At 67.9% G+C, this 21,738-nt stretch carries 21 protein-coding genes and 1 pseudogene; 11 read left to right on the forward strand and 11 right to left on the reverse strand.

All coding sequences use genetic code 11. The features are described 5' to 3' along the window. Positions 1 to 49: 49 nt before the first annotated feature. The 4 genes from PI86_RS02375 to PI86_RS02390 all read left to right on the forward strand — a co-directional run bounded on the left by PI86_RS02375 (position 50) and on the right by PI86_RS02390 (position 4,217). Positions 50 to 640 (forward strand): hypothetical protein, encoded by a 591-nt coding sequence (locus PI86_RS02375; RefSeq protein WP_014900906.1) that lies wholly within the window; start codon positions 50 to 52, stop codon positions 638 to 640. Positions 641 to 914: 274 nt separating this feature from the next. Beyond that, positions 915 to 1,835, forward strand: coding sequence for a LysR substrate-binding domain-containing protein (locus PI86_RS02380; protein WP_039318425.1), 921 nt, complete (start codon positions 915 to 917; stop codon positions 1,833 to 1,835). A gap of 225 nt (positions 1,836 to 2,060) precedes the next feature. After that, positions 2,061 to 2,843, forward strand: a complete 783-nt coding sequence (locus tag PI86_RS02385; protein ID WP_014900904.1) for an ABC transporter substrate-binding protein — start codon at positions 2,061 to 2,063, stop codon at positions 2,841 to 2,843. A 258-nt stretch (positions 2,844 to 3,101) separates the two neighbouring features. Continuing rightward, a complete protein-coding gene (locus PI86_RS02390) occupies positions 3,102 to 4,217 on the forward strand; it encodes a succinylglutamate desuccinylase/aspartoacylase family protein (RefSeq protein ID WP_039318428.1) in 1,116 nt (371 codons plus the stop codon). A 142-nt stretch (positions 4,218 to 4,359) separates the two neighbouring features. Here the strand turns inward: PI86_RS02390 and PI86_RS02395 are convergent, their stop codons facing one another. Next, positions 4,360 to 5,166, reverse strand: coding sequence for a MetQ/NlpA family ABC transporter substrate-binding protein (locus PI86_RS02395; protein ID WP_039318430.1), 807 nt, complete (start codon positions 5,164 to 5,166; stop codon positions 4,360 to 4,362). Positions 5,167 to 5,473: 307 nt separating this feature from the next. On the opposite strand from PI86_RS02395, the gene PI86_RS02400 reads away from it, so the two are divergent. From PI86_RS02400 to PI86_RS17585, 5 genes and pseudogenes are all read left to right on the forward strand, one after another. Beyond that, positions 5,474 to 6,634 carry a porin gene (locus PI86_RS02400; protein WP_039318433.1) on the forward strand — a complete coding sequence of 387 codons (1,161 nt, stop codon included), beginning with the start codon at positions 5,474 to 5,476 and terminating at the stop codon, positions 6,632 to 6,634. Positions 6,635 to 6,839: 205 nt separating this feature from the next. After that, a complete protein-coding gene (locus PI86_RS02405; RefSeq protein WP_006757196.1) occupies positions 6,840 to 7,100 on the forward strand; it encodes a DUF2866 domain-containing protein in 261 nt (86 codons plus the stop codon). A 124-nt stretch (positions 7,101 to 7,224) separates the two neighbouring features. Continuing rightward, complete coding sequence (locus PI86_RS02410) at positions 7,225 to 7,608, forward strand: DUF6232 family protein (protein ID WP_014900900.1); 384 nt, start codon at positions 7,225 to 7,227, stop codon at positions 7,606 to 7,608. Between the two features lie 71 nt (positions 7,609 to 7,679). Then, positions 7,680 to 7,907 carry a hypothetical protein gene (locus PI86_RS02415; RefSeq protein ID WP_014900899.1) on the forward strand — a complete coding sequence of 76 codons (228 nt, stop codon included), beginning with the start codon at positions 7,680 to 7,682 and terminating at the stop codon, positions 7,905 to 7,907. Positions 7,908 to 8,105: 198 nt separating this feature from the next. Then, positions 8,106 to 8,228 (forward strand): annotated as a pseudogene (locus tag PI86_RS17585) (VOC family protein); the annotation flags it as partial. Positions 8,229 to 8,288: 60 nt separating this feature from the next. Here the strand turns inward: PI86_RS17585 and PI86_RS02425 are convergent. The 7 genes from PI86_RS02425 to PI86_RS02450 all read right to left on the reverse strand — a co-directional run bounded on the left by PI86_RS02425 (position 8,289) and on the right by PI86_RS02450 (position 15,496). Continuing rightward, positions 8,289 to 8,900, reverse strand: a complete 612-nt coding sequence (locus PI86_RS02425; protein WP_014900898.1) for a trimeric intracellular cation channel family protein — start codon at positions 8,898 to 8,900, stop codon at positions 8,289 to 8,291. 8 nt (positions 8,901 to 8,908) lie between these two features. Beyond that, positions 8,909 to 11,029, reverse strand: a complete 2,121-nt coding sequence (locus tag PI86_RS02430) for a penicillin-binding protein 1A (protein ID WP_039318439.1) — start codon at positions 11,027 to 11,029, stop codon at positions 8,909 to 8,911. A gap of 241 nt (positions 11,030 to 11,270) precedes the next feature. Further along, positions 11,271 to 12,107 (reverse strand): bifunctional allantoicase/(S)-ureidoglycine aminohydrolase, encoded by an 837-nt coding sequence (locus tag PI86_RS02435; RefSeq protein ID WP_039318442.1) that lies wholly within the window; start codon positions 12,105 to 12,107, stop codon positions 11,271 to 11,273. A gap of 904 nt (positions 12,108 to 13,011) precedes the next feature. Next, positions 13,012 to 13,452 (reverse strand): hypothetical protein, encoded by a 441-nt coding sequence (locus tag PI86_RS02440; RefSeq protein WP_039318445.1) that lies wholly within the window; start codon positions 13,450 to 13,452, stop codon positions 13,012 to 13,014. A 377-nt stretch (positions 13,453 to 13,829) separates the two neighbouring features. Then, complete coding sequence (locus PI86_RS02445; protein ID WP_014900894.1) at positions 13,830 to 14,489, reverse strand: methyltransferase family protein; 660 nt, start codon at positions 14,487 to 14,489, stop codon at positions 13,830 to 13,832. Positions 14,490 to 14,655: 166 nt separating this feature from the next. After that, positions 14,656 to 14,820: a hypothetical protein gene (locus PI86_RS17425; protein WP_014900893.1), complete on the reverse strand. Its 165-nt coding sequence runs from the start codon at positions 14,818 to 14,820 to the stop codon at positions 14,656 to 14,658. 256 nt (positions 14,821 to 15,076) lie between these two features. Then, positions 15,077 to 15,496 carry an HIT family protein gene (locus tag PI86_RS02450; protein WP_039318448.1) on the reverse strand — a complete coding sequence of 140 codons (420 nt, stop codon included), beginning with the start codon at positions 15,494 to 15,496 and terminating at the stop codon, positions 15,077 to 15,079. A 288-nt stretch (positions 15,497 to 15,784) separates the two neighbouring features. Between PI86_RS02450 and PI86_RS02455 the strand changes: the two genes are divergently transcribed. Continuing rightward, entirely contained in the window at positions 15,785 to 16,960 is a 1,176-nt protein-coding gene (locus PI86_RS02455; RefSeq protein ID WP_200885175.1) for a hypothetical protein, read from the forward strand. Between the two features lie 194 nt (positions 16,961 to 17,154). Continuing rightward, positions 17,155 to 18,555 carry a serine hydrolase domain-containing protein gene (locus PI86_RS02460; RefSeq protein ID WP_039318450.1) on the forward strand — a complete coding sequence of 467 codons (1,401 nt, stop codon included), beginning with the start codon at positions 17,155 to 17,157 and terminating at the stop codon, positions 18,553 to 18,555. Between the two features lie 79 nt (positions 18,556 to 18,634). Here PI86_RS02460 and PI86_RS02465 read toward each other — a convergent pair whose 3' ends face one another. From PI86_RS02465 to PI86_RS02475, 3 genes are all read right to left on the reverse strand, one after another. Further along, positions 18,635 to 19,258 (reverse strand): glutathione S-transferase family protein, encoded by a 624-nt coding sequence (locus PI86_RS02465; protein ID WP_039318451.1) that lies wholly within the window; start codon positions 19,256 to 19,258, stop codon positions 18,635 to 18,637. A gap of 73 nt (positions 19,259 to 19,331) precedes the next feature. Continuing rightward, complete coding sequence (locus tag PI86_RS02470; protein ID WP_039318452.1) at positions 19,332 to 20,831, reverse strand: TIGR01777 family oxidoreductase; 1,500 nt, start codon at positions 20,829 to 20,831, stop codon at positions 19,332 to 19,334. Next, entirely contained in the window at positions 20,828 to 21,697 is an 870-nt protein-coding gene (locus PI86_RS02475) for a thiol-disulfide oxidoreductase DCC family protein (protein WP_039318454.1), read from the reverse strand. The genes PI86_RS02470 and PI86_RS02475 overlap by 4 nt, the downstream gene beginning before the upstream one ends. Between the last annotated feature and the right edge of the window lie 41 nt (positions 21,698 to 21,738).

Raw genomic sequence — 21,738 nt, forward strand, 5'->3', positions numbered from 1 at the left:
GCGAATCCGCATGCGGTGCTACGATCGCGCTTTATCCTCCGGAACCCGCATGAATCCGCTCGGCATCGTCTCCGAATCAGACACGCGGACCGCGGCGCACAAGCCGCCGTTCATCCCGTCGTTCGGCTTCGTCGAGATTCATGAATCGCGGCCGATCGACGCGCCGCCGTCGCGCATCATCGACGCGGTGGCGGCGCTCGACATGCGCGCCGATCCGGTCATCGACGCGCTGCTGGCCGTGCGCGAATCGCCGGCGGCCATCGCCCGCGCGCTGGGCAACCGCCCCGCCGCCGCTCGCGAGCGCTTCGGCTTCGATACGTTCACGCTGCTGCATCGCGACGACACGTCGCTGTCGCTGGGGCTCGTCGGACGCTTCTGGCGCCCGACGCCCGACGTGCGGACGATCGACGACGCCGCGGCCTTCATCCGGCACGACGATCCGCACGACGCGAAGCTGGTGCTGCGGTTCGAAGTCGTCGGACTGCCCTCCGGCACGCGGCTGCTGCGCACCGAAACCTTCGTCCATTGTCCGAGCACCCGCACGCGCCTGCTGTTCATGCCGTACTGGCTCGCGATCCGGCTCGCGAGCGGCTGGATCCGCCGCCGCACGCTCGCAGCCGTCGAACTGGCGCTCGCCTGATACGCCTGATACGCCTGATACGCCTGATACGCCGGGTCGCCGCCACGTCGCTACGTCGCTACGCGGCGCGTCGTATCGCAACGTACCTCGACCACGTCACGCACGCGCCGTCATTTGCGATCCTGATCGGTGTGCCGCGAAAAGCGGCGAAGAACGCCGCGCACCGATCAGCGATGCTTGCGCCGCCCGCCGTCCACCGTCCACCGTCGCGGCACGCTACCCTATCGGTCTTCGCGCCGCCGCCCCGGCCCGCCGTCAGATCCCAACCCCGTCGATGACCCGCATCCGCAACCAACTGAACATCGCGCAGCTCCAGGCGTTCGTCTCCGCCGCGCATCACAAGAGCCTGCGCGCCGCCGCGCGCGAGCTCGGCGTCACGCAGCCCGCGATCACGCACACGATCCGCGAACTCGAGACGGCGCTGAACGCCGAACTGCTCGTGCGCAGCGTGCGCGGCGTCGAGCTGACCGCGTGCGGCCATGCGCTGCTGCCGCGCGCCGAACAGCTGCTCGGCGACATGCGCCGCACCGTCGAGGCCGTCGAGCAGGTGAAAGGGGAAATGTCGGGGCGTGTCGCGGTCGGCACGATGCCGTCGATCGCGCTGACCGCGCTGCCGCACGCGGTCACGGCCTTCCGCCGGTCGATGCCGAACGTCAGCCTGCATCTCGAGGAAGTGACGGTGCCCGACGCGCTCGCGCAGCTGCGCAACGGCACGCTCGACATCGCTGCGATGCACCATGTGCCCGCGCTCGACCGCGATTTCACGCAAGTGCCGCTGCTGTCGACCGAATTCACCGTCGTGATGCGCGAAGGCCATCCGCTCGCGCATGCGCGCCGGTTAGAGGAGTTACTCGACGCCGAGTGGATCGTCACGGTCGGCGCCGAGCAGTTCCCGCACAGCGTGATGATCGCGATGTTCGAGGCCCGCGGGCTGCCGCTGCCGAAGCGCCTGCTGCGCTCGCCGATGTCGTTCGCGGTGACGCTCGGGCTCGTCGCGCGCTCCGACGTGATCGGCTGCTTCACGCGCCCGCTGGCCGCGATGGTGGCGCCGCTCGGGATCCGCACGGCCGAACTCGACGAAAGCATGCCGCGCTTCGACCTGTCGATCATCGCGCGGCGCGACCTGCTGCCGACGCCCGCCGTGTCGCAATTCGTCACGTGCCTGCAGCGCGCGGTCAACGAAACGCTGGGTTGAATCGTTCCTACCTCTGAAACGGTCGCGCGCACGCCGCGCCACCGTCGGGTCCGGTATCGGGGCATTTCCTAGGCGCCCTGCCGGTATTTTGTCTTGATAATCTTGCGCACGTCGCGCGCCCGCATCGGGCAAGCGAAACGGACCGTCCGACGCGAAACCGCGCCGGACCGAAAGCTTACGGCGCGGCACAACCGCGCACCCATCGAACAACAGAGGAGTCACCGAGTGAAAAAGATTCTTGCGGCTGTGACCGTGGCCCTGCTCGCCGTATCGGCCGGCACTGCATACGCGAAGGACTGGACGACCGTGCGCTTCGGCGTCGACGCCAGCTACCCGCCTTTCGAATCGAAAGGGGCTGACGGCAAGGTGGTTGGCTTCGACGTCGATCTCGGCAACGAAATCTGCCGCCGCATGAACGCGAAGTGCGTGTGGATCGAAAACGACTTCGACGGGATGATCCCGGCGCTGAAGGCGCGCAAGTTCGACGGCGTGCTGTCGTCGATGTCGATGACGCCGGCGCGTCAGGAACAGATCGCGTTCTCGGCGAAGCTGTTCAACACGCCGACGCGCCTCGTCGCGAAGAAGGGTGCCGGCCTGCTGCCGACCGCCGAATCGCTGAAGGGCAAGTCGATCGGCGTCGAGCAAGGCACGATCCAGGAAACCTACGCGAAGACCTACTGGGCCGCGAAGGGCGTCAACGTCGTGCCTTACCAGAACCAGGACCAGGTCTATGCCGACCTGATCGCAGGCCGTCTGGATGGCGCGCTGCAGGACGCGGTGCAGGCTGACATCGGCTTCCTGAAGACGCCGCGCGGCGCGAACTTCGATTTCGCCGGCAAGGACATCGACGATCCGAAGACGCTCGGCGAAGGCGCCGGCATCGGCCTGCGCAAGGAAGACGCCGACCTGAAGGCGAAGATCGACGGCGCGATCGCCGGCATGCGCAAGGACGGCACGTACCAGAAGATCGCGAAGAAGTACTTCGATTTCGACGTGTACGGCAAGTAATACCGCGCAACAGCGCGCTTCGCATCCGCGCACACGGGCTCCGCAAGGAGCCCGTTTTTTTTGCGCGCGTGCGACCGGAAGCTGCGGAAAACGCCGCTGCGAAGGGCCGCGTGAACGTTATTTTTTACGCGCCAACCCGATGATTCGCAACGGAAAACGACGTGCCGGGGAGCCGGTTTGATAGGTTCGCGGAAGGCAACGTACAATCAATCTTCCACGCACACGGATCATTCGCGGCTGCGCCGCACTCCCCTCATCATGCAAACGCAGACCCATCCGCTGGTTTCCCCCGCCGTCGGCACCGAACGCCAGATCACGAGCTTCCACTACGGCCCCCGCGGCGGCAAGAAGGTGTATATCCAGTCGTCGCTGCACGCGGACGAACTGCCCGGCATGCTGGTCGCCACCCTGCTGCGCCGCAAGATCGCCGCGCTCGAGACGGCCGGCAAGCTGCGCGGCGAAGTGGTCATCGTGCCGGTGCCGAACCCGATCGGCCTGTCGCAGCACGTGTTCGGCGATCATCTCGGCCGCTTCGAGCTCGGCTCGATGCAGAACTTCAACCGCAATTTCTACGATCTCGCCGCGCTCGTGCTGCCGCGCATCGAACGCCACCTGACGAACGACGCGCAGCGCAACCTCGCCGCGGTACGTGCCGCGATGCGCGACGCGCTCGACGAGCAGAAGCCGCGCACCGAGCTCGAATCGCAGCGCCTCGCGCTGCAGAAGCTGTCGTTCGACGCCGACATCGTGCTCGACCTGCATTGCGACAGCGATGCCGTGATGCACCTCTACACGAACCCCGATCTGTGGCAAGACGTCGAGCCGCTGTCGCGCTATCTCGATGCGCAGGCGTCGCTGCTCGCGCTGAATTCGGTCGGCAATCCGTTCGACGAGATCCACAGCTTCTGCTGGTCGGACCTGCGCAGCCGGTTCGGCGATCGTTTCCCGATCCCGAACGGCGCGATTTCCGTCACGGTCGAACTGCGCAGCGAGCGCGACGTGTCGTACGAACTCGCGGAGAAGGACTCGCAAGGGATCGTCGAATACCTGACCGAGCGCGGCGTCATCGACGGCACGCCGGCGCCGCTGCCGCCGCTCGCGCATCCGGCCACGCCGCTCGCGGGCACCGATCCGCTCGTCGCGCCGGTGTCGGGCGTGATCGTGTTCCGCACGCCGGTCGGCGCGTGGATCGAGGCCGGCCAGGAAGTGGCCGACATCGTCGATCCGCTGACCGATCGCGTGATCACGCTGAAGAGCAGCGTGTCGGGCGTGCTCTACGCGCGCCAGATCGTGCGCTTCGCGACCGCCGGGATGGAAGTCGCGCGGATCGCCGGCGCCACGCCGATCCGCACCGGGTCGCTGCTGTCGGCCTGAACGGCCTGAGCCGCCGTTACCGCCTGGGCTGCCGGCCCGCGCGCCGCATCACGGCGCGCACCAACGAAATCGCCCGCTTGCGCGGGCGATTTGCTTGTCGGGATGCCCGGCGACGCGGCCGGGCGGCGGCTTGCGCCGATCTTCAGAACGCCGGCACGATCGCGCCGCCGAACTTCTGGTCGATGAACTTGCGCACGTCGTCCGATTCATAGGCCGCGACGAGCTTCTTCACCCACGGCTTGTCCTTGTCCTGCGCGCGTACCGCGATCAGGTTCGCGTACGGCCCGCGCAGGTCCTCGATCGCGATCGCATCCTTCACCGGCGTGAGCCCGGCCTTCACCGCGTAGTCGGTGTTGATCGACGCGGCGTCGAGGTCAGGCAGCGCGCGCGGCAGTTGCGCGGCGTCGAGCTCGACGATCCTGATCTTCTTCGGATTCTCGGCGACGTCGAGCGGCGTCGCATTCACGCCGTTCGTGCCGGCGCCCGCCTTCAGCTTGATCACCCCGTATTTCTGCAGCAACAGCAGCGCGCGGTTGCCGTTGGACGGATCGTTCTGGATCCCGACCTTCGCGCCGGCCGGCAAGTCCTTCAGCGACTTGAGCTTGTTCGAGTAAAAGCCCATCGGCGCCGTGTAGGTCAGCCCGACGTTGATGATCCGGTAGCCGCGCTGCTTGATCTGGCTGTCGAGAAACGGCTGGTGCTGGAAGCCGTTCGCGTCGAGGTCGCCCGAGTCGAGCGCCGCGTTCGGCTGCACGTAGTCGTTGAATTCGATGACCTTGATCGCGAGGCCTTCGCGGGCGGCGACCTTCGTCACCTCGCTCCAGATCTGCGCGTCGGGGCCGCTCATCGTGCCGATCTTCAGCGTCTGCGGGTCGGCGTGCGCGCCGGGTGCGGCAAAGGCCAGCGCCGCGGCAAGCGCGCCGAGGCCGGTCAGGATCAAACGTCGCATGGTGTCCTCTTGTCCCGTGTCGTTGTTGAAGCGCGCATCGTGGCACGGGGCCGGAACAGCACCAACCAAGCTTATTTCATGTGCATATTCCAACTCCCGATCGAATCTCAGGCGGAATCGGTATAACTCCCTGCTATACAACCGGGCAAAATCCAGTGTCGCATCGGCACCACAGATTCGTAATATGACAGTGGCTGTCACATTCATTACGTGGCCCGCCGATAAAGTTGCCGCCGGTCCGTGAAAGCGCCCACAGAGAGCGCCGGAACCGCAACTGGACACGCCATTTATTCGCTCGGAGAATCCTTTGAACAAGAAACTGTTGACCATCGCCATCCTCGCAGCAACGGCCGGCACGGCACACGCGCAAAGCAGCGTGACCCTGTACGGCGTGATCGACGCCGGTATCAGCTACGTGAACCACAGCAAGACCGCAAACGGCGGCAGCGGCAAGATGTTCAAGTACGACGACGGCGTGGCCCAGGGCAGCCGTTGGGGCCTGCGCGGCACCGAAGACCTCGGTGGCGGCCTGAAGGCGATCTTCGTGCTCGAAAACGGCTTCAACAGCGGCAACGGCACGATCGGCCAGGGCGGCGCGATCTTCGGTCGTCAAGCCTACGTCGGCCTGAGCCAGGCTCAGTACGGCACGGTCACGTTCGGCCGCCAGTACTCGTTCTCGACCGACATCCTCGGCTCGAACTACTCGACGGGTGGCAACACGGTCGGTGGTAACTACGCGTACCACGTGAACGACATCGACCAGCTCACGTCGAGCCGCATCAACAACTCGGTGAAGTTCCAGAGCGCGAACTACGCCGGCTTCACGTTCGGCGCGTTGTACGGCTTCTCGAACTCGACCGACTTCGCAGGCGCACCGTCGACGACGACGGGCACCACGACGACTGCCGGTTCGTCGCGTGCATACAGCTTCGGCCTGAACTACGCGAACGGCCCGTTCGCCCTCGGCGCCGCTTACACGGACATCCGCTTCCCGAGCCAGTCGACGCCGGCATTCTCGACGTCGATCGCGAACATCGCGCTGACCAACATCCGCGACCTGCGCACGTACGGCGTCGGCGGCCGCTACGTCTTCGGCCCGGCAACGGCATGGCTGCTGTGGACGCGCACGCAGTTCACCCCGATCGCGAGCGGCGCGTCGGGCACGTTCTACAACGCGTACGAAGCAGGCGTGAAGTACGCGATCACGCCGGCCCTGTCGGCAGCTGCCGGCTACACCTACACGAACGCGACGCAAAGCGGCAACTCGGCGCACTGGAACCAGGGCAACCTGGGCCTCGACTACGCGCTCAGCAAGCGTACGGACGTGTACGGCCTGGTCGTCTACCAGAAGGCGTCGGGCAACAACGTGCAGGCACAGATCGGTTCGAGCACGAGCTACTTCAGCACGTCGGGCAACGGTTCGTCGAACCAGCTCGCCGCTCGCGTCGGTATCCGTCACAAGTTCTAAAGCATCCGCTTAATTCGCGGATCACGACGGCAAGAAGCGCCCCGCTCCACGCGGGGCGCTTTTTTATGTGCTTTTAAGTTTCGCTTAATTCTGGGTTGAGAGGATGCTCTCACCCCCCCTGTTGGCCGCCTGAGCATCGGCGGCTTTTTTTTGACCTACTGCGGCACCGCCATCAACTGCCCACAAGACAGGATCGGAGGCCAGGATGATCGAAGATACCGTTTACAGCCATCTGCACGCGATTCTGACGCGCCAGCATTCGCTTCCGGTCCAGAGTTGCCGCGTGTCGGTGGAAATGCAGCGTCCGTGGGGCCGCCCGTACCGGCTCGTCGAATGGACGATGCATCTCGACGCGCCCGCGCGGCGCCAGATCGTGCCGGCCGAATCGACCGACGAAGAGATCGCCGAGGTCGTCGCGTCGCATGTGCCCGGCCGCCTGTACGGCGACGGCCGGCTGCAGTTCTGACGGCCGCCTTCGTCCCGCTGCTGCCCGCATCGCGGCCGGCCCGCACGCGCCGTGCGGCACTCGGTCTCGTTTGACGCGGCAACGAAGTCTGCTACGCTGCGCGTTTTCGTCCACGCCCCACACGATGGAAAACGCATTCAACGAACGCGGCGTCATGGTCACCCGCAGCGGCCTGTCCGCCGCCGGGCAAGTCTTCCCGCTGCGTGACATCCGCAACGTCGATGTCGTCAAGATCCCGAAGAATCGCCTCGTGCCGTGGCTGATCTCGCTGACCGGTGCGGCCACCGCCATCGCCGGCGGCATCGGCGCATCGAGCGCGGCGCTCGTCGTCGGCGTGATGCTCGCCGTCGTCGGCTATCTCGCCTGGACCACCCAGGACGTCACGTACCGGCTGATGGTCGAGATGCCCGACGGCAAGCGTGAAGCGCTGTCGAGCGTCGACGCCGCGTTCGTCGAGCACGTCGCGCAGGTCGTGCGCGACGCGCGGGCGGCGACGGCCGCCGGCTGAGTCCCGCTGCGTGCGCCGACCACCTACTATTCAATGAGCGGCACGCCGCCGCATCGTTCGAGGAGGTCGGCATGAACCCCCAATCGCTGTCCGGCATGCTGCGCGCGCAGGAACTGCTGCTCGTCTCGATGATCCGCGCGCTTCCGCCCGACGCCCGCAGTGCGCTCGTCGAGCTCTACGCCGAACAGCTCGCGTTCGCCGAACAGGCCGGCTTCGAAGGCCACGGCGATCGCGCGACGCACGATGCGTTCATCGCACATGCGCGCAACCTGCTGATTCGCCTCGAATCGCTCGCCTAGGGCCGGCCCCGGCCCGTGTCTCCCGAATGCTTCCGCGCGCGGCTCGCACGAACCGCGCAGGCAGGCGCTCGCCCGAGCGGCCCGTGGTCCTGCCTTTAGTTAATAATAATTCTCATTTGCACTGATAAAATTATCCGTTTCCTTTCATTTCCAGGAGCGCTCGTTCGGCGGCTCGGCGTTCGCCGAAAGCGGCTTCTCGACCGGCCCGCCCGCGACGGCGTCACGGTACGCAAGCTCAAGCGCTACGACGGATTCGCGTACCGGATCTATGACGGCGTCGATCCGGAGGGAAATGTCTTTCAGGTCATGCAGCTCGATTGAATTGCGACGCGACGCGGGGTGTGCATCCGCGTGCCGCGTCCCCTCAAGCCGCCCCGTCACTCAATGCTCGACGTCCGCGACGCCGAACGTGCGCATCTTCCACCCGAGCCGCACGGCCAGCATCCGCATCGAGAAGCCCGCCGCCAGCGCGACCACCGTCGCGACCCCAGCGTCGATGCCCAGATGCTGGATCCCGACGTAGAGCGTGCCGGTGACGAACGCGACGCTCGCGTACAGTTCCTCGCGCAGGATCAGCGGCATCTCGTTGCACAGCAGGTCGCGCAGCATCCCGCCGCACACGCCGGTGATCGCACCGGCCAGCACGACGATGATCGGCGCGGTGCCCGTCGACGCGCCGATGTCGCAGCCGATGATCGTGAACGCCGCGAGGCCGATCGCGTCGACCGTGACGAACAGCGTCTTCATGCGCGCGACGTGCCGCGCAGCCCACGACGCGACGGTGGCCGCGGCGAGCGTGATCACGAGGTACTCGGGATGCGCGATCCAGCCGAGCGGATAGTGACCGAGCAGCACGTCGCGCACGGTGCCGCCGCCGAGCGCGGTCACCGCGCCGACGAGTGCGAGCCCGAAGCGGTCCATCCCGCGCCGCATGCCCATCAGCGCGCCCGACATCGCTTCCGCGACGATCGCAAGCAGATAAAGCGTATGCATCGCGCGCCTCAGTCTTCGGTACGGAACAGGTCGAGCACGCGTTCGCGCTCGGCCGCATCGACGGCCGCGGGCATCGGCTCGCCGCGCTCGTCGTGATCGTCGTGATCGCCCGACGCCTCGGAAGCCGGCGCACCGCTGCAGGCAAAACGGCTGCGGATGAACGGCGGCACGTCGGCCGTGCACGTGCCGCGGGTGTATTCGGCGTACACGAAATCGCCGTCGACGAGCGCAACGTCCTGCGGCGGCGTCGCATCGACCGGCGTGCGTCCGTCGACGGCCACCTTCATGTTGTCGAGCCAGACCGGCAGCGCAAGCGTCCCGCCGGTCGCGCGTCCCATCGGGCGCGGCGTGTCGTGGCCGAGCCATGCGACCGCGACGATACCCGACGAATAGCCGGCGAACCACACGTCCTTCGAGCCGTTCGACGTGCCGGTCTTGCCGGCCGCGTCGTCGCGGCGCAGTGCGAGCGCGCCGCGCGCGGTGCCGGCGCGCACGACGTCGCGCAGCATGCTGTCCATCACGAACGCGTTGCGCGCCGACACGACGCGCGTGCCTTCCGGCGCCGGCGCGTCGTACAGCGCGCCGCCGTGACGCTGCTGCACCGACAGGATCAGCCGCGGCACCCTCCGCATGCCGCCGTTCGCGAACACGCCGTACGCGCTCGCGAGTTCGAGCGGCGTCACGGCGCCCGCGCCGAGCGCGAGCGGCAGCGACGCCGGATTGCGCGGCGCATCGAAACCGAAGCCCACCGCATGCTGCTGCACGTAGCGCGCGTCGGCCGCCTGCATCAGGCTGACCGCAACGAGATTCTTCGAGCGCACGAGCCCGCGCCGCACCGGGATGAAGCCTTCGTAGCGGTTGCCGAAATTGCGCGGACGCCACGGCCGCGCACCGGTTTCAGCATGCGTGAGCGTGCGCTGTGTGTCGTCGACCAGCACGCCCGGGAAGTAGCCCTTCTCCAGCGCCGCCGAGTAGACGAATGGCTTGAAGCTCGAACCCGGCTGGCGATACGCCTGCAGCGCGTGGTCGAACCCATTGCGGTTGAAATCCGCGCCGCCGACGAGCGCGAGCATGTCGCCCGTCGCCGCATCCAGCGACACGAGCGCGCCTTCGAGCCCGTTGCGCGCATCGCGCTGCGCAGGCTGTCGGCGCAGCGTGCGGTCGAGTGCGGTTTCGGCCGCGCGCTGGTCGCGCATCGAGATCGTCGTCGTCACGTCGAGGCCGAGCGTATAGGCGTCGTCGTGAAAGCGCTCGACCATCATGCGGCGCGCACGCTCCACGACGTACGGCGCCGCAATGATGCCGGGCGGCGGCGTGGTCGCCAGCGCGATCGGCGCGGCGACGGCCGCGCGGTAGGTCGCGTCGTCGAGCTCGCCGAGCGCATGCATGCGGCCGAGCACGTAGTTGCGCCGGGCAGTCGCGCGCGCCGGGTTGACGACCGGGTTGAACGCCGACGGCGCCTTCGGCAGCCCGGCGAGCACGGCCGCCTCGCCCGCGCTCAGCGCGTCGAGCGGCTTGCCGAAATACACGCTCGCGGCCGCCGCGAAGCCATACGCACGCTCGCCGAGATAGATCTGGTTCATGTACAGCTCGAGCAGCTTGTCCTTGCTGTATTCGCGTTCGAGCTTGATGGCCGTCAGGATCTCGGCGAGCTTGCGGCTCAGCACCTTGTCGCGCGTCAGGTAGAAGTTGCGCGCGACCTGCATCGTGATCGTGCTGCCGCCCTGCCCCGGCTGCCCCGTCACGACGTTCGCGAACGTCGCGCGCGCGAGGCCGCCGACATCGATCGCGCCATGCCGGTAGAACTTCGCGTCTTCGGCTGCGAGCAGCGCCTGCCGCATCAGCGGCGGAATGCGTTCGAGCGGCACGAACTCGCGGCGCTCGACGCCGTATTCAGCCAGCAGCTCGCCGCCCCGCGCGAATATCCGCAGCGGCAGCGCGGGCCGATAGACGGCCAGATGTTCGACGGACGGCAGTTGCGTCCAGATGCGATGGATCGTCCATGCGCCGATGCCCGCGCACGCGAGCGTCAGGCCAAGCAGCGCGCCCGCGAGCATGCGCCAGGCACGGCGCGGCGACGCAGGAGGCGGTGCCGGGGGCGGCGGAGGGGTAGCGGTGTGGTCGGTCATGCAGGCTCCTTCTTCAATGCGGCGACAGCGGGCGCTCGAGTGGCGCCCGTCGGTCACGAAAGGCGCGCATTGTCGAAGGGATGCCGGGATACCGGAACATTCTTTAGCCAAAGTTTGGCTGGCTAAATTTTATTTAGGAAAGGATGGGAGACGCCGGTGGCAACCTCTACCGAACCGCATCGCAAACAAAAAAGCCCGCCGGCAGGCACCGGCGGGCTGTTCGATCCGACGCGCGCGACGTTTAGCGCGCGGGGTTCAGCGTCAGGTTCATGTGACGGTTCACATCCTTGTACAGCAGGTAACGGAAACGGCCAGGGCCACCCGAATAGCATGCCTGCGGGCAGAACGCGCGCAGCCACATGAAGTCGCCTGCTTCCACCTCGACCCAGTCCTGGTTCAGGCGATAGACGGCCTTGCCTTCGAGCACGTACAGGCCATGCTCCATCACGTGCGTCTCGGCGAACGGAATCACGCCGCCCGGCTCGAACGTCACGATGTTCACGTGCATGTCGTGACGCATGTCGCTCATGTCGACGAAGCGCGTCGTCACCCATGCGCCGTTGGTGCCCGGCATCGGGATCGGCTCGACGTCCTGCTCGTTGGTCACGAACGCTTCCGGCAGCGGAATGCCGTCGACGACCTGGTAGTGCTTGCGGACCCAGTGGAAACGCACGGCGGCATCGCTGACGTTGTGCAGCGTCCAGTCGGCGCCCGGCGGAATGAATGCGTAGCCGCCCGGCTTCAGCGTGTGCTTGTTGCCCTGCAGCGTCAGCTCGGCCTCGCCTTCGACGACGAACAGCACGGCTTCGGCGTTCCTGTCCTGCTCCGGCTTGTCGCTGCCGCCGCCCGGGTTCACTTCGACGATGTACTGCGAGAAGGTCTCGGCGAAACCCGACAGCGGACGCGCGATCACCCACAGGCGCGTGTTGGTCCAGAACGGCAGCCAGCTCGTGACGATGTCGCGCATCACTCCCTTCGGAATAACCGCGTACGCCTCGGTGAACATCGCGCGATCGGTCAGCAGATCGGTCTGCGGCGGGTGGCCGCCATGCGGCGCGTAATACGTTGTCTTAGACATAAAGCATCCAGGCAATGGGTTGGTCCGGCCCCGGGGATCAACGGCAGCCGCGGCATCATGCGCGTGGGGCACGCATGCGGCGGCGGAACATCGTTGCCGGGGTGGCTTGAAAGCGCGGGCGCCTTCGTTCGGTCGGCCAGGCTTCGCGACGGGTCCGTCCGGTTCAGCGGGCGGGGCGACCCATGCTTGTGGGTCCGGCGGCCGGGCCGCGGACACTCGGGTCATGCGGCGGGGCACGGGGGACGGCACGGTTCGATTCCGTACGCGGGCAGCGTTGACGATAGCGAAGACGATCCTGATCGACCAATTAAATGTTGCGATGACATCCATTCGATTTCCCACTACCCGCCCGCGCCCGCGACGGCCGGAGGACGCGTGTCACGAGCAGCCCGCGCATCAGGGAAATCCTGATGGCCGGATGGATTTCAACGGCTCGCTGGAACGATGCCGGTGACGCGTCCGAGCGCGTCGAACGTAGCCATCGAGGCTCCGTCGCGATACACGCGGTTACGCAAATGAAGGATGACCCGGACGATCGACGCGCGCGTGGCGACAGACCGCCGCGTACGGACCACGCGCGATGATCCGGCCGCGCTCGGCCGGCGTGTCGACAACGAGACGAATGGCGTGAGCCGACCCTGCCCGAGTGCAGTTCAATGCAACTGGCGATGTCGTCGATCAGCGGGAGAGGTGCAGCGGGAGGGAGCGTGCCGGCCCGTCGAGCGGGGCTGGGCAGGGATTGCTGAAGGGGGTGAAACTCGCCGGACTTGCCGGACTTGCCGGACTTGCCGGACTTGCCGGCGATGGCGGCCCGGCTGAGGCCGCCGGGCCGGCGGTCGGATCGGGTGCCGATGCGTCGGGCGCGCCGGTGCGCAAGCTGCGCACCGTGCCGCGCCCGCGGCAATCAGTCCCAGTCGCGGTGATGGCGATGCTTGTGGTGATGATAACCGCGATCGCCACGATCGCCACGGTCGTACGAGTTGCGCGACAGGTTGCCGCCGAGCGCCGCGCCGGCGCCGCCGCCGACGGCCGCGCCCAGCAGGCCGCCCGTGCGGCCGCCCATCGCGTTGCCTGCCGCGGTACCCGCGCCGCCACCGAGGGCGCCGCCGATGATCGCACCGGTGCGTTCGCGACGGTTCGACGTCACCGCGCCACCCGCGCCGCCGCCGATCGCGCCGCCGATCACGGAGCCCGTGCTGCCGCCGACTGCGCCGCCGACCGCTGCGCCGGCGACCCCGCCGAGCGCGCCGCCGAGCGCGTTGTTCATGTCACCGGCCAATGCCGGCACTGCGGTCGCGCCGGTCAGCACGGCAACGACGAGAGCGGGGGCGATTTTCTTCCACATTCCCGTATTCTTCCTTGTTCGCAATCTGGTTATTGAAGGTCCGCTCGATACGACGATCTGAATCGATCGACGTCGACTCCGGCATTGTGCCGAATCCCGGACCAATTCATTTCAATGAGCTTGCGGCGAAGAATAGCACCGCTCGAGCCTCCTTGCCGTCGACATTCTGGTAACAAGTTGTTTACCGAAACAGGGCCCGAAAATCTCGGCGGAAACCCGTGCGAAGCCTGCCGGCAAAGGCTCCGGCCGGGGTCCGGCCCCGCGGAATCACGACCCGGAACGCGCCCGCGCCGCGCGTTCGGACACACGTGGCAACACATCGGGCGAGCGGCGCGCGCCGGGCCGGCGCGACCCGGCCGTTCAGGCGCCATGGAGGGTCAGTACACGCCGGGAAGCAGCCGCCAGGTATGCGCGCAATACGCGTCGTATTCGGCGCCGAATTGTGCGCGCAGCAGCGCTTCCTCGGAACGGATGCGGGCGACGAGCGGCACCATCGTCAGCGCGACGAGCAGCAGCCCGACGCCCGAGCGGAACGCGAACGCCCAGCCGATCGAATTGACCACCAGGCCGAGATAGCTCGGATTGCGGATGCGGCGGTAGATGCCGCCTGTCACGAGCGTGTGACCCGGCTGGATCGCGACGAGCCCGCTGAAACGCTTGCCGAGCACGAACACGGGCCAGATGCGCAGCACCCCGCCCGCGACAAACAGCACGACGCCGATCCAGCGCACCGTGTCGCCGCCGAAGGTCCACACCTCGAGCCGGTCGGTCAGCGCGGGCAGATAGGCCTGCAGGAAGCCGCTCGCCGCGAATGCCGCGAGCACCCAGCGGTTGTCGCGGTTCTCGCGTTCGCCGGCGCTCAGGTTGCCTTCGGTAAACAGCGCGGCGACGGCCAGCGCGAGCGTCGCGACGACGATCACGGTCAGTTGCGGATGCGAGAAGAATGCGGCGAACCCGCCGATGCCGAGCACGGCGAGCCCGAGATAGACGAGCGTGGAGACGCTCGACACGATTGCGACCTTGCGCGTCACGGCCATGGCTGCCTCGCCGGGGTGGGCTTTCCTGTGAAGTATAGGAACCCGGGCGAGCGATGCGCACCCGCGCCGTCATGCGACGCGCGCGTCGTCCCTGCGGGAAGCGGCGGCAGCGCGTCGAGCGACGCGGCCTGGCGACCCGCGGGCTCAGCCCGCGCGCGCCGCGTACTCAGCGGATGCGGAAGTTGCCGCCGATCCCGACACTGACGGGCGGGGCGTAATACGCGGGCGCATAGCCGTAGTAGGCCGGTGCGGGTGCGTAGCCGTAAGGCGGCGCGACGTAGCAGCCGGACAGACCGGCGATCAGCGCAAACGTGATGAGAACTTTGTACATGGCTCGATTCCCGGCGAAGAGGACACATGGCACCTTGCGAAGGCCGTGCCGCCGCGACCTGCGATGGCCGGCACGAAGGGGCGATCCGCCCTTCCTGTCGCTCGATGAAGCAATGCGCGGAGTCTAGCGCCGGGGCCGCCGGGCCGAGTTTCGCGAGCGGTTACACGTGTTACCTGGTGTGACCGCCGAAACAGGCTCCCACAGTGCGGCGGCACGCGTGCGCTGCCGCCGGTCTGCGCCGCGGGTCATGCACGCGTTACACGAAACGGGCGCGGATCCGCTGCGCGACCGACTCGAGCGTCGCCGAATCGACGATGTCGCGCGCGTGCATGCGCAGTTCGACGCCTTCCCAGCGCGGGATCACGTGGAAGTGCACGTGCGGGACCGTCTGGCCCGCCGCCGCGCCGTTGAACTGGCCGATGAACACGCCGTCCGGCCCGAGCGCCGCGCGCACGGCCGCCGCGACGCGCTGCGTCATGCGGATGCCGGCCGCGGCTGCGTCGCCGGACAACTCGAAGATCTGCGCGGCCGGCTCCTTCGGGATCACGAGCACGTGACCGTCGGCCTGCGGCATGAGATCCATGATCGCGAGGGTCGCGTCGTCTTCGGCGACCTTCACGCACGGCAGTTCGCCGCGCAGGATCCTGGCGAACGGGTTGTTGTTGTCATAGGACATGGCGTGTTCCGTTTTTTCCGGTTGCGGTTTGACTGGGAGCGATGCCGGACGATTATCGGCCGACGACGGGTCCGATTTCAACTTGTCAGGCCGTGTCGCCATTGCGACGAACAATGCGTGCCGGCGCGCATGCAACAGGCGTAACGGGATGGAATATGCAGCCGCCGTCATGCGTTTACTTCGAGCGTGGGTTCGCGTTGCACGATCGCGAACCCGCGCCGGACACCCGTCGGCTGCGCAGGCCGGCAGCCGGGATGACTGATCGCGATCATCAACCGGAGTCATGCCATGGACCCTCTCCCCTCCTGTCGTTCACCCGCCCCGCCCGTCTTCGCCGCTCAGCCGCCGGTCTTCGCGCACGCCGGTCGCACGCTTGCGCGCACGCTATGCCGCGCGGCTTGCGGCGCCGGGCTGGTCGCCTTGTCGTCGGCTTTCGCGTGGGCCGGCGGCAGCGACTCCATCCTGCCGGTCTCGGCGGTCACCGCGTCGACCGTGCCCGCCAATGGCGATGTCAATCCGTACGGCATCGCGTTCGTACCGCGCGGCGTGCCGAGCTGGGGCACGCTGAAACCGGGCGACGTCGTCGTGTCCAACTTCAACGCGGCGTCGAACGCGCAAGGCACCGGCACGACGGTCGTGAAGCTGTCGCCCGGCAAAACGCCGACGACGTTCTTCCAGGGCAGCAATCTCGGCCTGACGACCGCGCTCACGGTACTGCGCAGCGGCTTCGTGCTGGTCGGCAACGTCCCCGCGCCGGACGGCAAGACCGTGGTCGCCCCGGGCTCGCTGCTCGTCATCGGTCCGCAAGGCAATCTCGTCACGCAGTTGTCCAGCGGCACCCTGCTCGACGGGCCGTGGGACATGACCGTGATCGACCGCAGCCCGCGCGTGACCGCGTTCGTGTCGAACGTACTGAGCGGGACGGTCGCACGGATCGAGCTGGCGATCGGCGACGACGGCGTCAGGATGCTGTCGAGCTCGCGCATCATCGCATCGGGCTACGTGAACCGGACCGATCAGAACGCGCTCGTCGTCGGCCCGACCGGCCTCGCGTACGACCCGAACATAGACGTCCTGTATGTCGCCTCCACCGGCGACAACGCGGTGTTCGCGATCCAGAACGCCGCGTCGACGAATCGCGACGGCGGCCGCGGACGGATGATCTACTCCGACGCGGGGCACCTGCACGGCCCGCTCGCGCTGGCGCTCGCGCCGAACGGCCATCTCGTGACCGCGAATGGCGACGCGGTCAACCCCGACCCGCTGCAGCCGAGCGAGATCGTCGAATTCACGGTCGACGGGCGCTTCGTCGCGCAGATGCAGGTCGATTCCGTGCCGGGGGCGGCCTTCGGGCTCGCGTTCGGGCAAGGCAGCAAGGGCCAGCCGGAATTTGCGGCCGTCGACGACAACACGAATACCGCGACGGTCTGGACCCTGCGTTCGGACAACAACAACGCACAATGACGCACCTCGCGAACGGGCCGCATGCGGCCCGTTCGAACCTGCGCGATCGACACATGCGATTCGCAGACGCCGGGCAACATGCCGCCTGATCGACGCCGCCCGGCGTCGCCAGCCCCCGCGATTGCCACCGCTTGCCCGAACCTGCGACACTGCCGGATCGTTGCCGGCCGGCACGCCACCGAGGACGCTCGCGCATGACGATCCCCTTCAAATCGCTGATCCTGCGCGGTACCGCAGTCGCGCTCGTCGCCGCGGTCGGCTACACCGGCTACATGCTGTCGCGGCTGGCACCGATCGCGACGGGCTATGCCGCGAAGGCACTGTGTTCCGGCGTGTTCGTTTCGGGCCGTCCGGCCGCGTCGGTGATCGACGTCGACATCATGGCCGGCGTGCATCCGCTGCTGAAACTGGTGCGCCCGTCGCTCGATCCCGAGCACCATCGCGCGGTCGCGACCTTCGCCGGCTTCGCGCAACGCGAGGCTGACTTCCGGCCCGGGCTCGGCTGCACGCTCGCGCTGGGGCCGTCGCCCGGCGTGCTGCCGGCCGCGCTGCCGCCCGACGCCGATCCGCCGGCCGCACAAGCGGCAGCGGCCGTACCGCCCGCCGCCATCGACGCCAGCAAGCTGCAGACCGCGCTCGACCGCGCATTCGACGAACCCGATCCGGCGCGGCCGCGGCGCACGCGCGCGGTCGTCGTGATGTGGCGCGGCCAGGTGATCGCCGAACGGTATGCGCCCGGCTTCACGGCCGACACGCCGCTGCCCGGCTGGTCGATGACGAAGACCGTTACGGCCGCGCTGGTCGGCATGCTGGTCGCGCAGCACAAGCTGTCGCCGGATTCGTCGGCGCTGCTGCCCGAATGGCGCGGCGGCGGCGATCCGCGCGCGGCGATCACGCTAGACGAGCTGCTGCGGATGACGAGCGGCCTGCAATTCAACGAGGACTACGACGATCCGCTGTCCGACGTCGCCGTGATGCTGTTCACGCAGCCCGACACCGCACGCTTCGCGTCGGCCAAGCCGCTCGCCGCGACGCCCGGCACCCGATGGCATTACTCGAGCGGCACGAGCGCGATCGTCGCGCGCGTGATGCGCGAAGCGATGGGCGGCACCGAGGACGACTACCTCGCGTTTCCGCGCCGCGCGCTGTTCGCGCCGCTCGGGATGCGCAGCGCGGTGTTCGAGCCCGATGCGGCCGGCACGCTCGGCAGTGCGTCGTTCATGTATGCGAGCGCGCGCGACTGGGCGCGCTTCGGGCAGTTGCTGCTGCAGGACGGCAGGTGGAACGGGCAGCGGCTGCTGCCGGAGGGCTGGGTGCGCTACCTGACGCGCGCGACGCCGCTATCGACGCGGAAAGAATTCGGCGCGCAGCTGTGGGTCAAGGTGCCGGAGCCGTTCAACGATCGCGATCCGCAGGCGCGCGCGATGCCGGCCGACGCGTTTCATGCGGTCGGCCATGAAGGGCAGTTCGTGAGCGTGGTGCCGAGCCGCGAGCTGGTGGTCGTGCGGCTCGGGCTGTCGCGGCCGGAATCCGCGTGGAATCACGAGGCGTTTCTCGCGCGCGTGCTCGACGCCGTGCCGGCATCCGGCACGTGACGGCCGCAACACGGCGGCAGCACGGCCGCAGCGCGGCGGCAGCCGTCACGCCGCCGCGCTGCGCACGACATCGGGTGCGTTACGGGTTCGCGCTGCCCGCGTACTGCTGGAAGCCGTCGCGCGTCGCGAGACGGTCGAGATAGCGCTTGACCGCCGGGAAATCGGGATGCTCGAACGGCGTGCCGAACCAGCGGTTCACCGACAGGCCGATCGGAATGTCGGCGAGCGTGAAGTGATCGCCGGCCACGAACGCGCCGGTCGCCTCGAGCTGCGCGTTCAGCACCTGCATGTGTTTCGTCCAGCCCGCGATCGACTGCGCGATCGCCGCTGGGTCCTGGTGATCGGGCGACTTGCGCACGAGGCCGAGGAACGCGCCGACCCACGAGCGGTTCAGGTCCGACGCCTGCCAGTCGATCCACTGATCGACCCGTGCGCGCGCCTGCGGCTCGGCCGGATAAAGCGCGTCGCCGCCGTAGCGGTTCGCGAGGTAGCGGATGATCGTGTTCGATTCCCAGAGCACGAAGTCGTCGTCCTTGATGACCGGCACGAGGCCATTCGGATTCAGCGCGAGATAGGTCGGGTCATTGGTCGTGCGAAAGCCCGCGCCCCAGTCTTCCTGTTCGAACGGCAGGTTCAGTTCGGTGCACAGCCAAAGCACCTTGCGGACGTTGATGGACGGGATCTTGCCGAGGATGTGCAGCATGCAGGCTCCTTTGTGAGGTCGGATGCGGAGCGTTCGGGACGCACGGCACGTCCTGAACGCGTTCACGCCGAATTTATACACGAGCGCGCGGCAAACGGCAGGCCGAGTGTGCGAAATCGGCGTGCGGCCGATTCATCGAGTCACGCAGCGCGGGCTCGGCCGCCGGGAACCGGAACATGAATCCGTCCTGATGCAGCCGCGCCGGCATCACCCGCTGCCCGTCCAGCAGCAGTTCCGCCATCTCGCCCATCGCCACGCGCAGCGGCGCGGCCGGCACGTGCAGCCAGGCCGGGCGGCGCAGCACCTTCGCCACGATCTGGACGAACTCGCGCTGGGTCAATGGCGTGGGCGCGACCGCGTTGTAGACACCGTGCATGCGCCGAGTCGACATCGCGGTCGCGATGATCCGCAGCACGTCGTCCCGGTGAATCCAGCTCAGCACCTGCGCGCCGTCGCCGAATCGGCCGCCCATCCCGAAGTAATGCGGCAACAGCATCGGGCGCAACGCACCGCCGGGGCCGAACACGATGCCCAGCCGCAGCACCACCGCGCGGACTCCATGGCGCTCGAGCGGTTGCGCGGACTGCTCCCACTGCCGGCACAGCTCGGACATGAAACCGGTGCCGGCGCTGCTCCCCTCGTCGAGCCGTTCGTCGCCCGGCCGCACGCCGTAGTAGCCGATCGCGGATGCCTGGATCCATGTGCGCGGCTTGACCTCGGCGGTGTCGACCCAGCGCATCAGCGACTGCGTGACGCCGACGCGGCTGGCAAGCAGCAAGGCCTGCCGGCGCTTGCTCCAGCGCGCACCCAGCACCGGCGCGCCCGCGAGATTGACGACCGTGTCGAAACGCTCGTGCGGCTGCAACTGTTCGACGGACGTCACGCTGCGCACGCGGCCATGAAACAGGTACGCCGCGCGTAGCGGATCGCGCGCCAGCAACGTGACCGTATGCCCTGCATCGAGCAGCTGGTTCACGAGGGTTTCACCGATAAAGCCGGTCCCGCCGGTGACCAGCACGGTGCCGGGTGGCAGCTCCGCGAACGGATTGGCGACCGGCGCGCGCCGCGCGATGCGGCATGCGGCGATCGCGTCGCGCAGACCCGATACCGTCACGCCGACGGCAAACACGCTGAGCAGCCAGCCGCGCCAGCCGAGGTCGAGTGCCCGCAGCGCGGTCGGTTCGTGCGCCCACGCGGCCAGCTGCATCGCGATCATCCCGAACAGCGCGCCGCCGTTGACGGCCAGCAGCGTGTGCAGCACGCGCTCGGTCGCCGGCAGCTTGCGGCTCTGGTCCTCGACGACGAAATCCCACAACGTGAGCACCACTTCGACGAGTAACACGGCCGCGAGGGCCGCGACCCAGGCACCGTGAAAGGCGACGTTCGCGATCGACGCGAACACGAGACCGTACAGCACGGAACGCACCGCATGTATCGCCAGCTCGAGCCGCGCGCGCGGGCGGTGCGGCAGGTCCTGCGTGAGTTCGTGGTGATAAAGCGTATCGAATGCGCCCATCGCACCCTGCACGATCAGCAGGTCGAGCGCCCAGTCGAAAGCAGGCAAGGTGTTCATACTGTATCCCTCCTCCACAGCCAGACCAGCGGCGGCACCATCGCGACGAGCGCGGCAACATCGATCGCCACGTGGCGCCATACCTGCGCCTGCAACGACAACAGCATGTCCTGCGGCGCCCAGATCAACAGTCCGGCCAGCAGCCATCCCCACACTTCGCGCCTGCGCAGCCGGTTACCGAGGTGGACGAGCGCCAGCATCCAGACCGACGCGCATTGGACCGTCGCGCCGATCAAGGCCATCCACCAGATCTGCTGGGCACGCGCCTCCACGGGCGCCGCGCCTGCCCAGAAATGCAGCTCGACGCCGCGGTGATACGCGTCGAGCCACGCCGCGCCGGCGCCCCACGGAACGGCCGCGCCGACGAGCAGGTGCACGATCGCCGCGCCGTACATCCAGCGCACCACGGTGCGGCGCGCGCGGTCGCCCACGGACCGCTCCGCCCCCGCGCCGTCGGCAGACTCGCCCAACCCGCACGCCGCCCCGTCGCATCGTGCTGGCGCGCGATGGCCGAGCCAGCGCGAAACCGCATGCCGGTTGCGTGCGAAGCGACGATATAGCGGCGCGAGCGCCTTGCGCATGGCCGGGACGCGAAGCAGCCACACGGGCCAGCGGCGCCCGACCAGCGTATAGGCTGCCAGGATGCCGTCCACGCCGGTCAGCATGCGTCCGTCGGGCAAGCGCGCGTGCAGCTCGCGATTCAGTGCGGACAGGTCGACGCCCAGCGGCGCCGGATCGAAGCCCGGCTCGGCGATATCGACGAAAGCCAGCCGGTGTCGCGCGTCCCGGGCCCCGAGACGCCGTATTTGCGCGACACACAACGGACACCGTCCGTCGAAGTACAGCACCAGTTCATTTGATCTCATGATTTGCACTCCTTCTTTTTATCGCCAGCATCGTGAAACGA

It is taken from the genome of Burkholderia sp. A9, assembly GCF_000801975.1.

Excerpts from the sequence above, each read along its gene's own strand:
- PI86_RS02375 (WP_014900906.1), top strand. The coding sequence starts at position 50 with ATGAATCCGCTCGGCATCGTCTCCGAATCAGACACGCGGACCGCGGCG.
- PI86_RS02380 (WP_039318425.1), top strand. The coding sequence starts at position 915 with ATGACCCGCATCCGCAACCAACTGAACATCGCGCAGCTCCAGGCGTTC.
- PI86_RS02390 (WP_039318428.1), top strand. The coding sequence starts at position 3,102 with ATGCAAACGCAGACCCATCCGCTGGTTTCCCCCGCCGTCGGCACCGAA.
- PI86_RS02395 (WP_039318430.1), bottom strand. The coding sequence starts at position 5,166 with ATGCGACGTTTGATCCTGACCGGCCTCGGCGCGCTTGCCGCGGCGCTG.
- PI86_RS02405 (WP_006757196.1), top strand. The coding sequence starts at position 6,840 with ATGATCGAAGATACCGTTTACAGCCATCTGCACGCGATTCTGACGCGC.
- PI86_RS02410 (WP_014900900.1), top strand. The coding sequence starts at position 7,225 with ATGGAAAACGCATTCAACGAACGCGGCGTCATGGTCACCCGCAGCGGC.
- PI86_RS02415 (WP_014900899.1), top strand. The coding sequence starts at position 7,680 with ATGAACCCCCAATCGCTGTCCGGCATGCTGCGCGCGCAGGAACTGCTG.
- PI86_RS02425 (WP_014900898.1), bottom strand. The coding sequence starts at position 8,900 with ATGCATACGCTTTATCTGCTTGCGATCGTCGCGGAAGCGATGTCGGGC.
- PI86_RS02430 (WP_039318439.1), bottom strand. The coding sequence starts at position 11,029 with ATGACCGACCACACCGCTACCCCTCCGCCGCCCCCGGCACCGCCTCCT.
- PI86_RS02435 (WP_039318442.1), bottom strand. The coding sequence starts at position 12,107 with ATGTCTAAGACAACGTATTACGCGCCGCATGGCGGCCACCCGCCGCAG.
- PI86_RS02440 (WP_039318445.1), bottom strand. The coding sequence starts at position 13,452 with ATGTGGAAGAAAATCGCCCCCGCTCTCGTCGTTGCCGTGCTGACCGGC.
- PI86_RS02445 (WP_014900894.1), bottom strand. The coding sequence starts at position 14,489 with ATGGCCGTGACGCGCAAGGTCGCAATCGTGTCGAGCGTCTCCACGCTC.
- PI86_RS17425 (WP_014900893.1), bottom strand. The coding sequence starts at position 14,820 with ATGTACAAAGTTCTCATCACGTTTGCGCTGATCGCCGGTCTGTCCGGC.
- PI86_RS02450 (WP_039318448.1), bottom strand. The coding sequence starts at position 15,496 with ATGTCCTATGACAACAACAACCCGTTCGCCAGGATCCTGCGCGGCGAA.
- PI86_RS02455 (WP_200885175.1), top strand. The coding sequence starts at position 15,785 with ATGGACCCTCTCCCCTCCTGTCGTTCACCCGCCCCGCCCGTCTTCGCC.
- PI86_RS02460 (WP_039318450.1), top strand. The coding sequence starts at position 17,155 with ATGACGATCCCCTTCAAATCGCTGATCCTGCGCGGTACCGCAGTCGCG.
- PI86_RS02465 (WP_039318451.1), bottom strand. The coding sequence starts at position 19,258 with ATGCTGCACATCCTCGGCAAGATCCCGTCCATCAACGTCCGCAAGGTG.
- PI86_RS02470 (WP_039318452.1), bottom strand. The coding sequence starts at position 20,831 with ATGAACACCTTGCCTGCTTTCGACTGGGCGCTCGACCTGCTGATCGTG.
- PI86_RS02475 (WP_039318454.1), bottom strand. The coding sequence starts at position 21,697 with ATGAGATCAAATGAACTGGTGCTGTACTTCGACGGACGGTGTCCGTTG.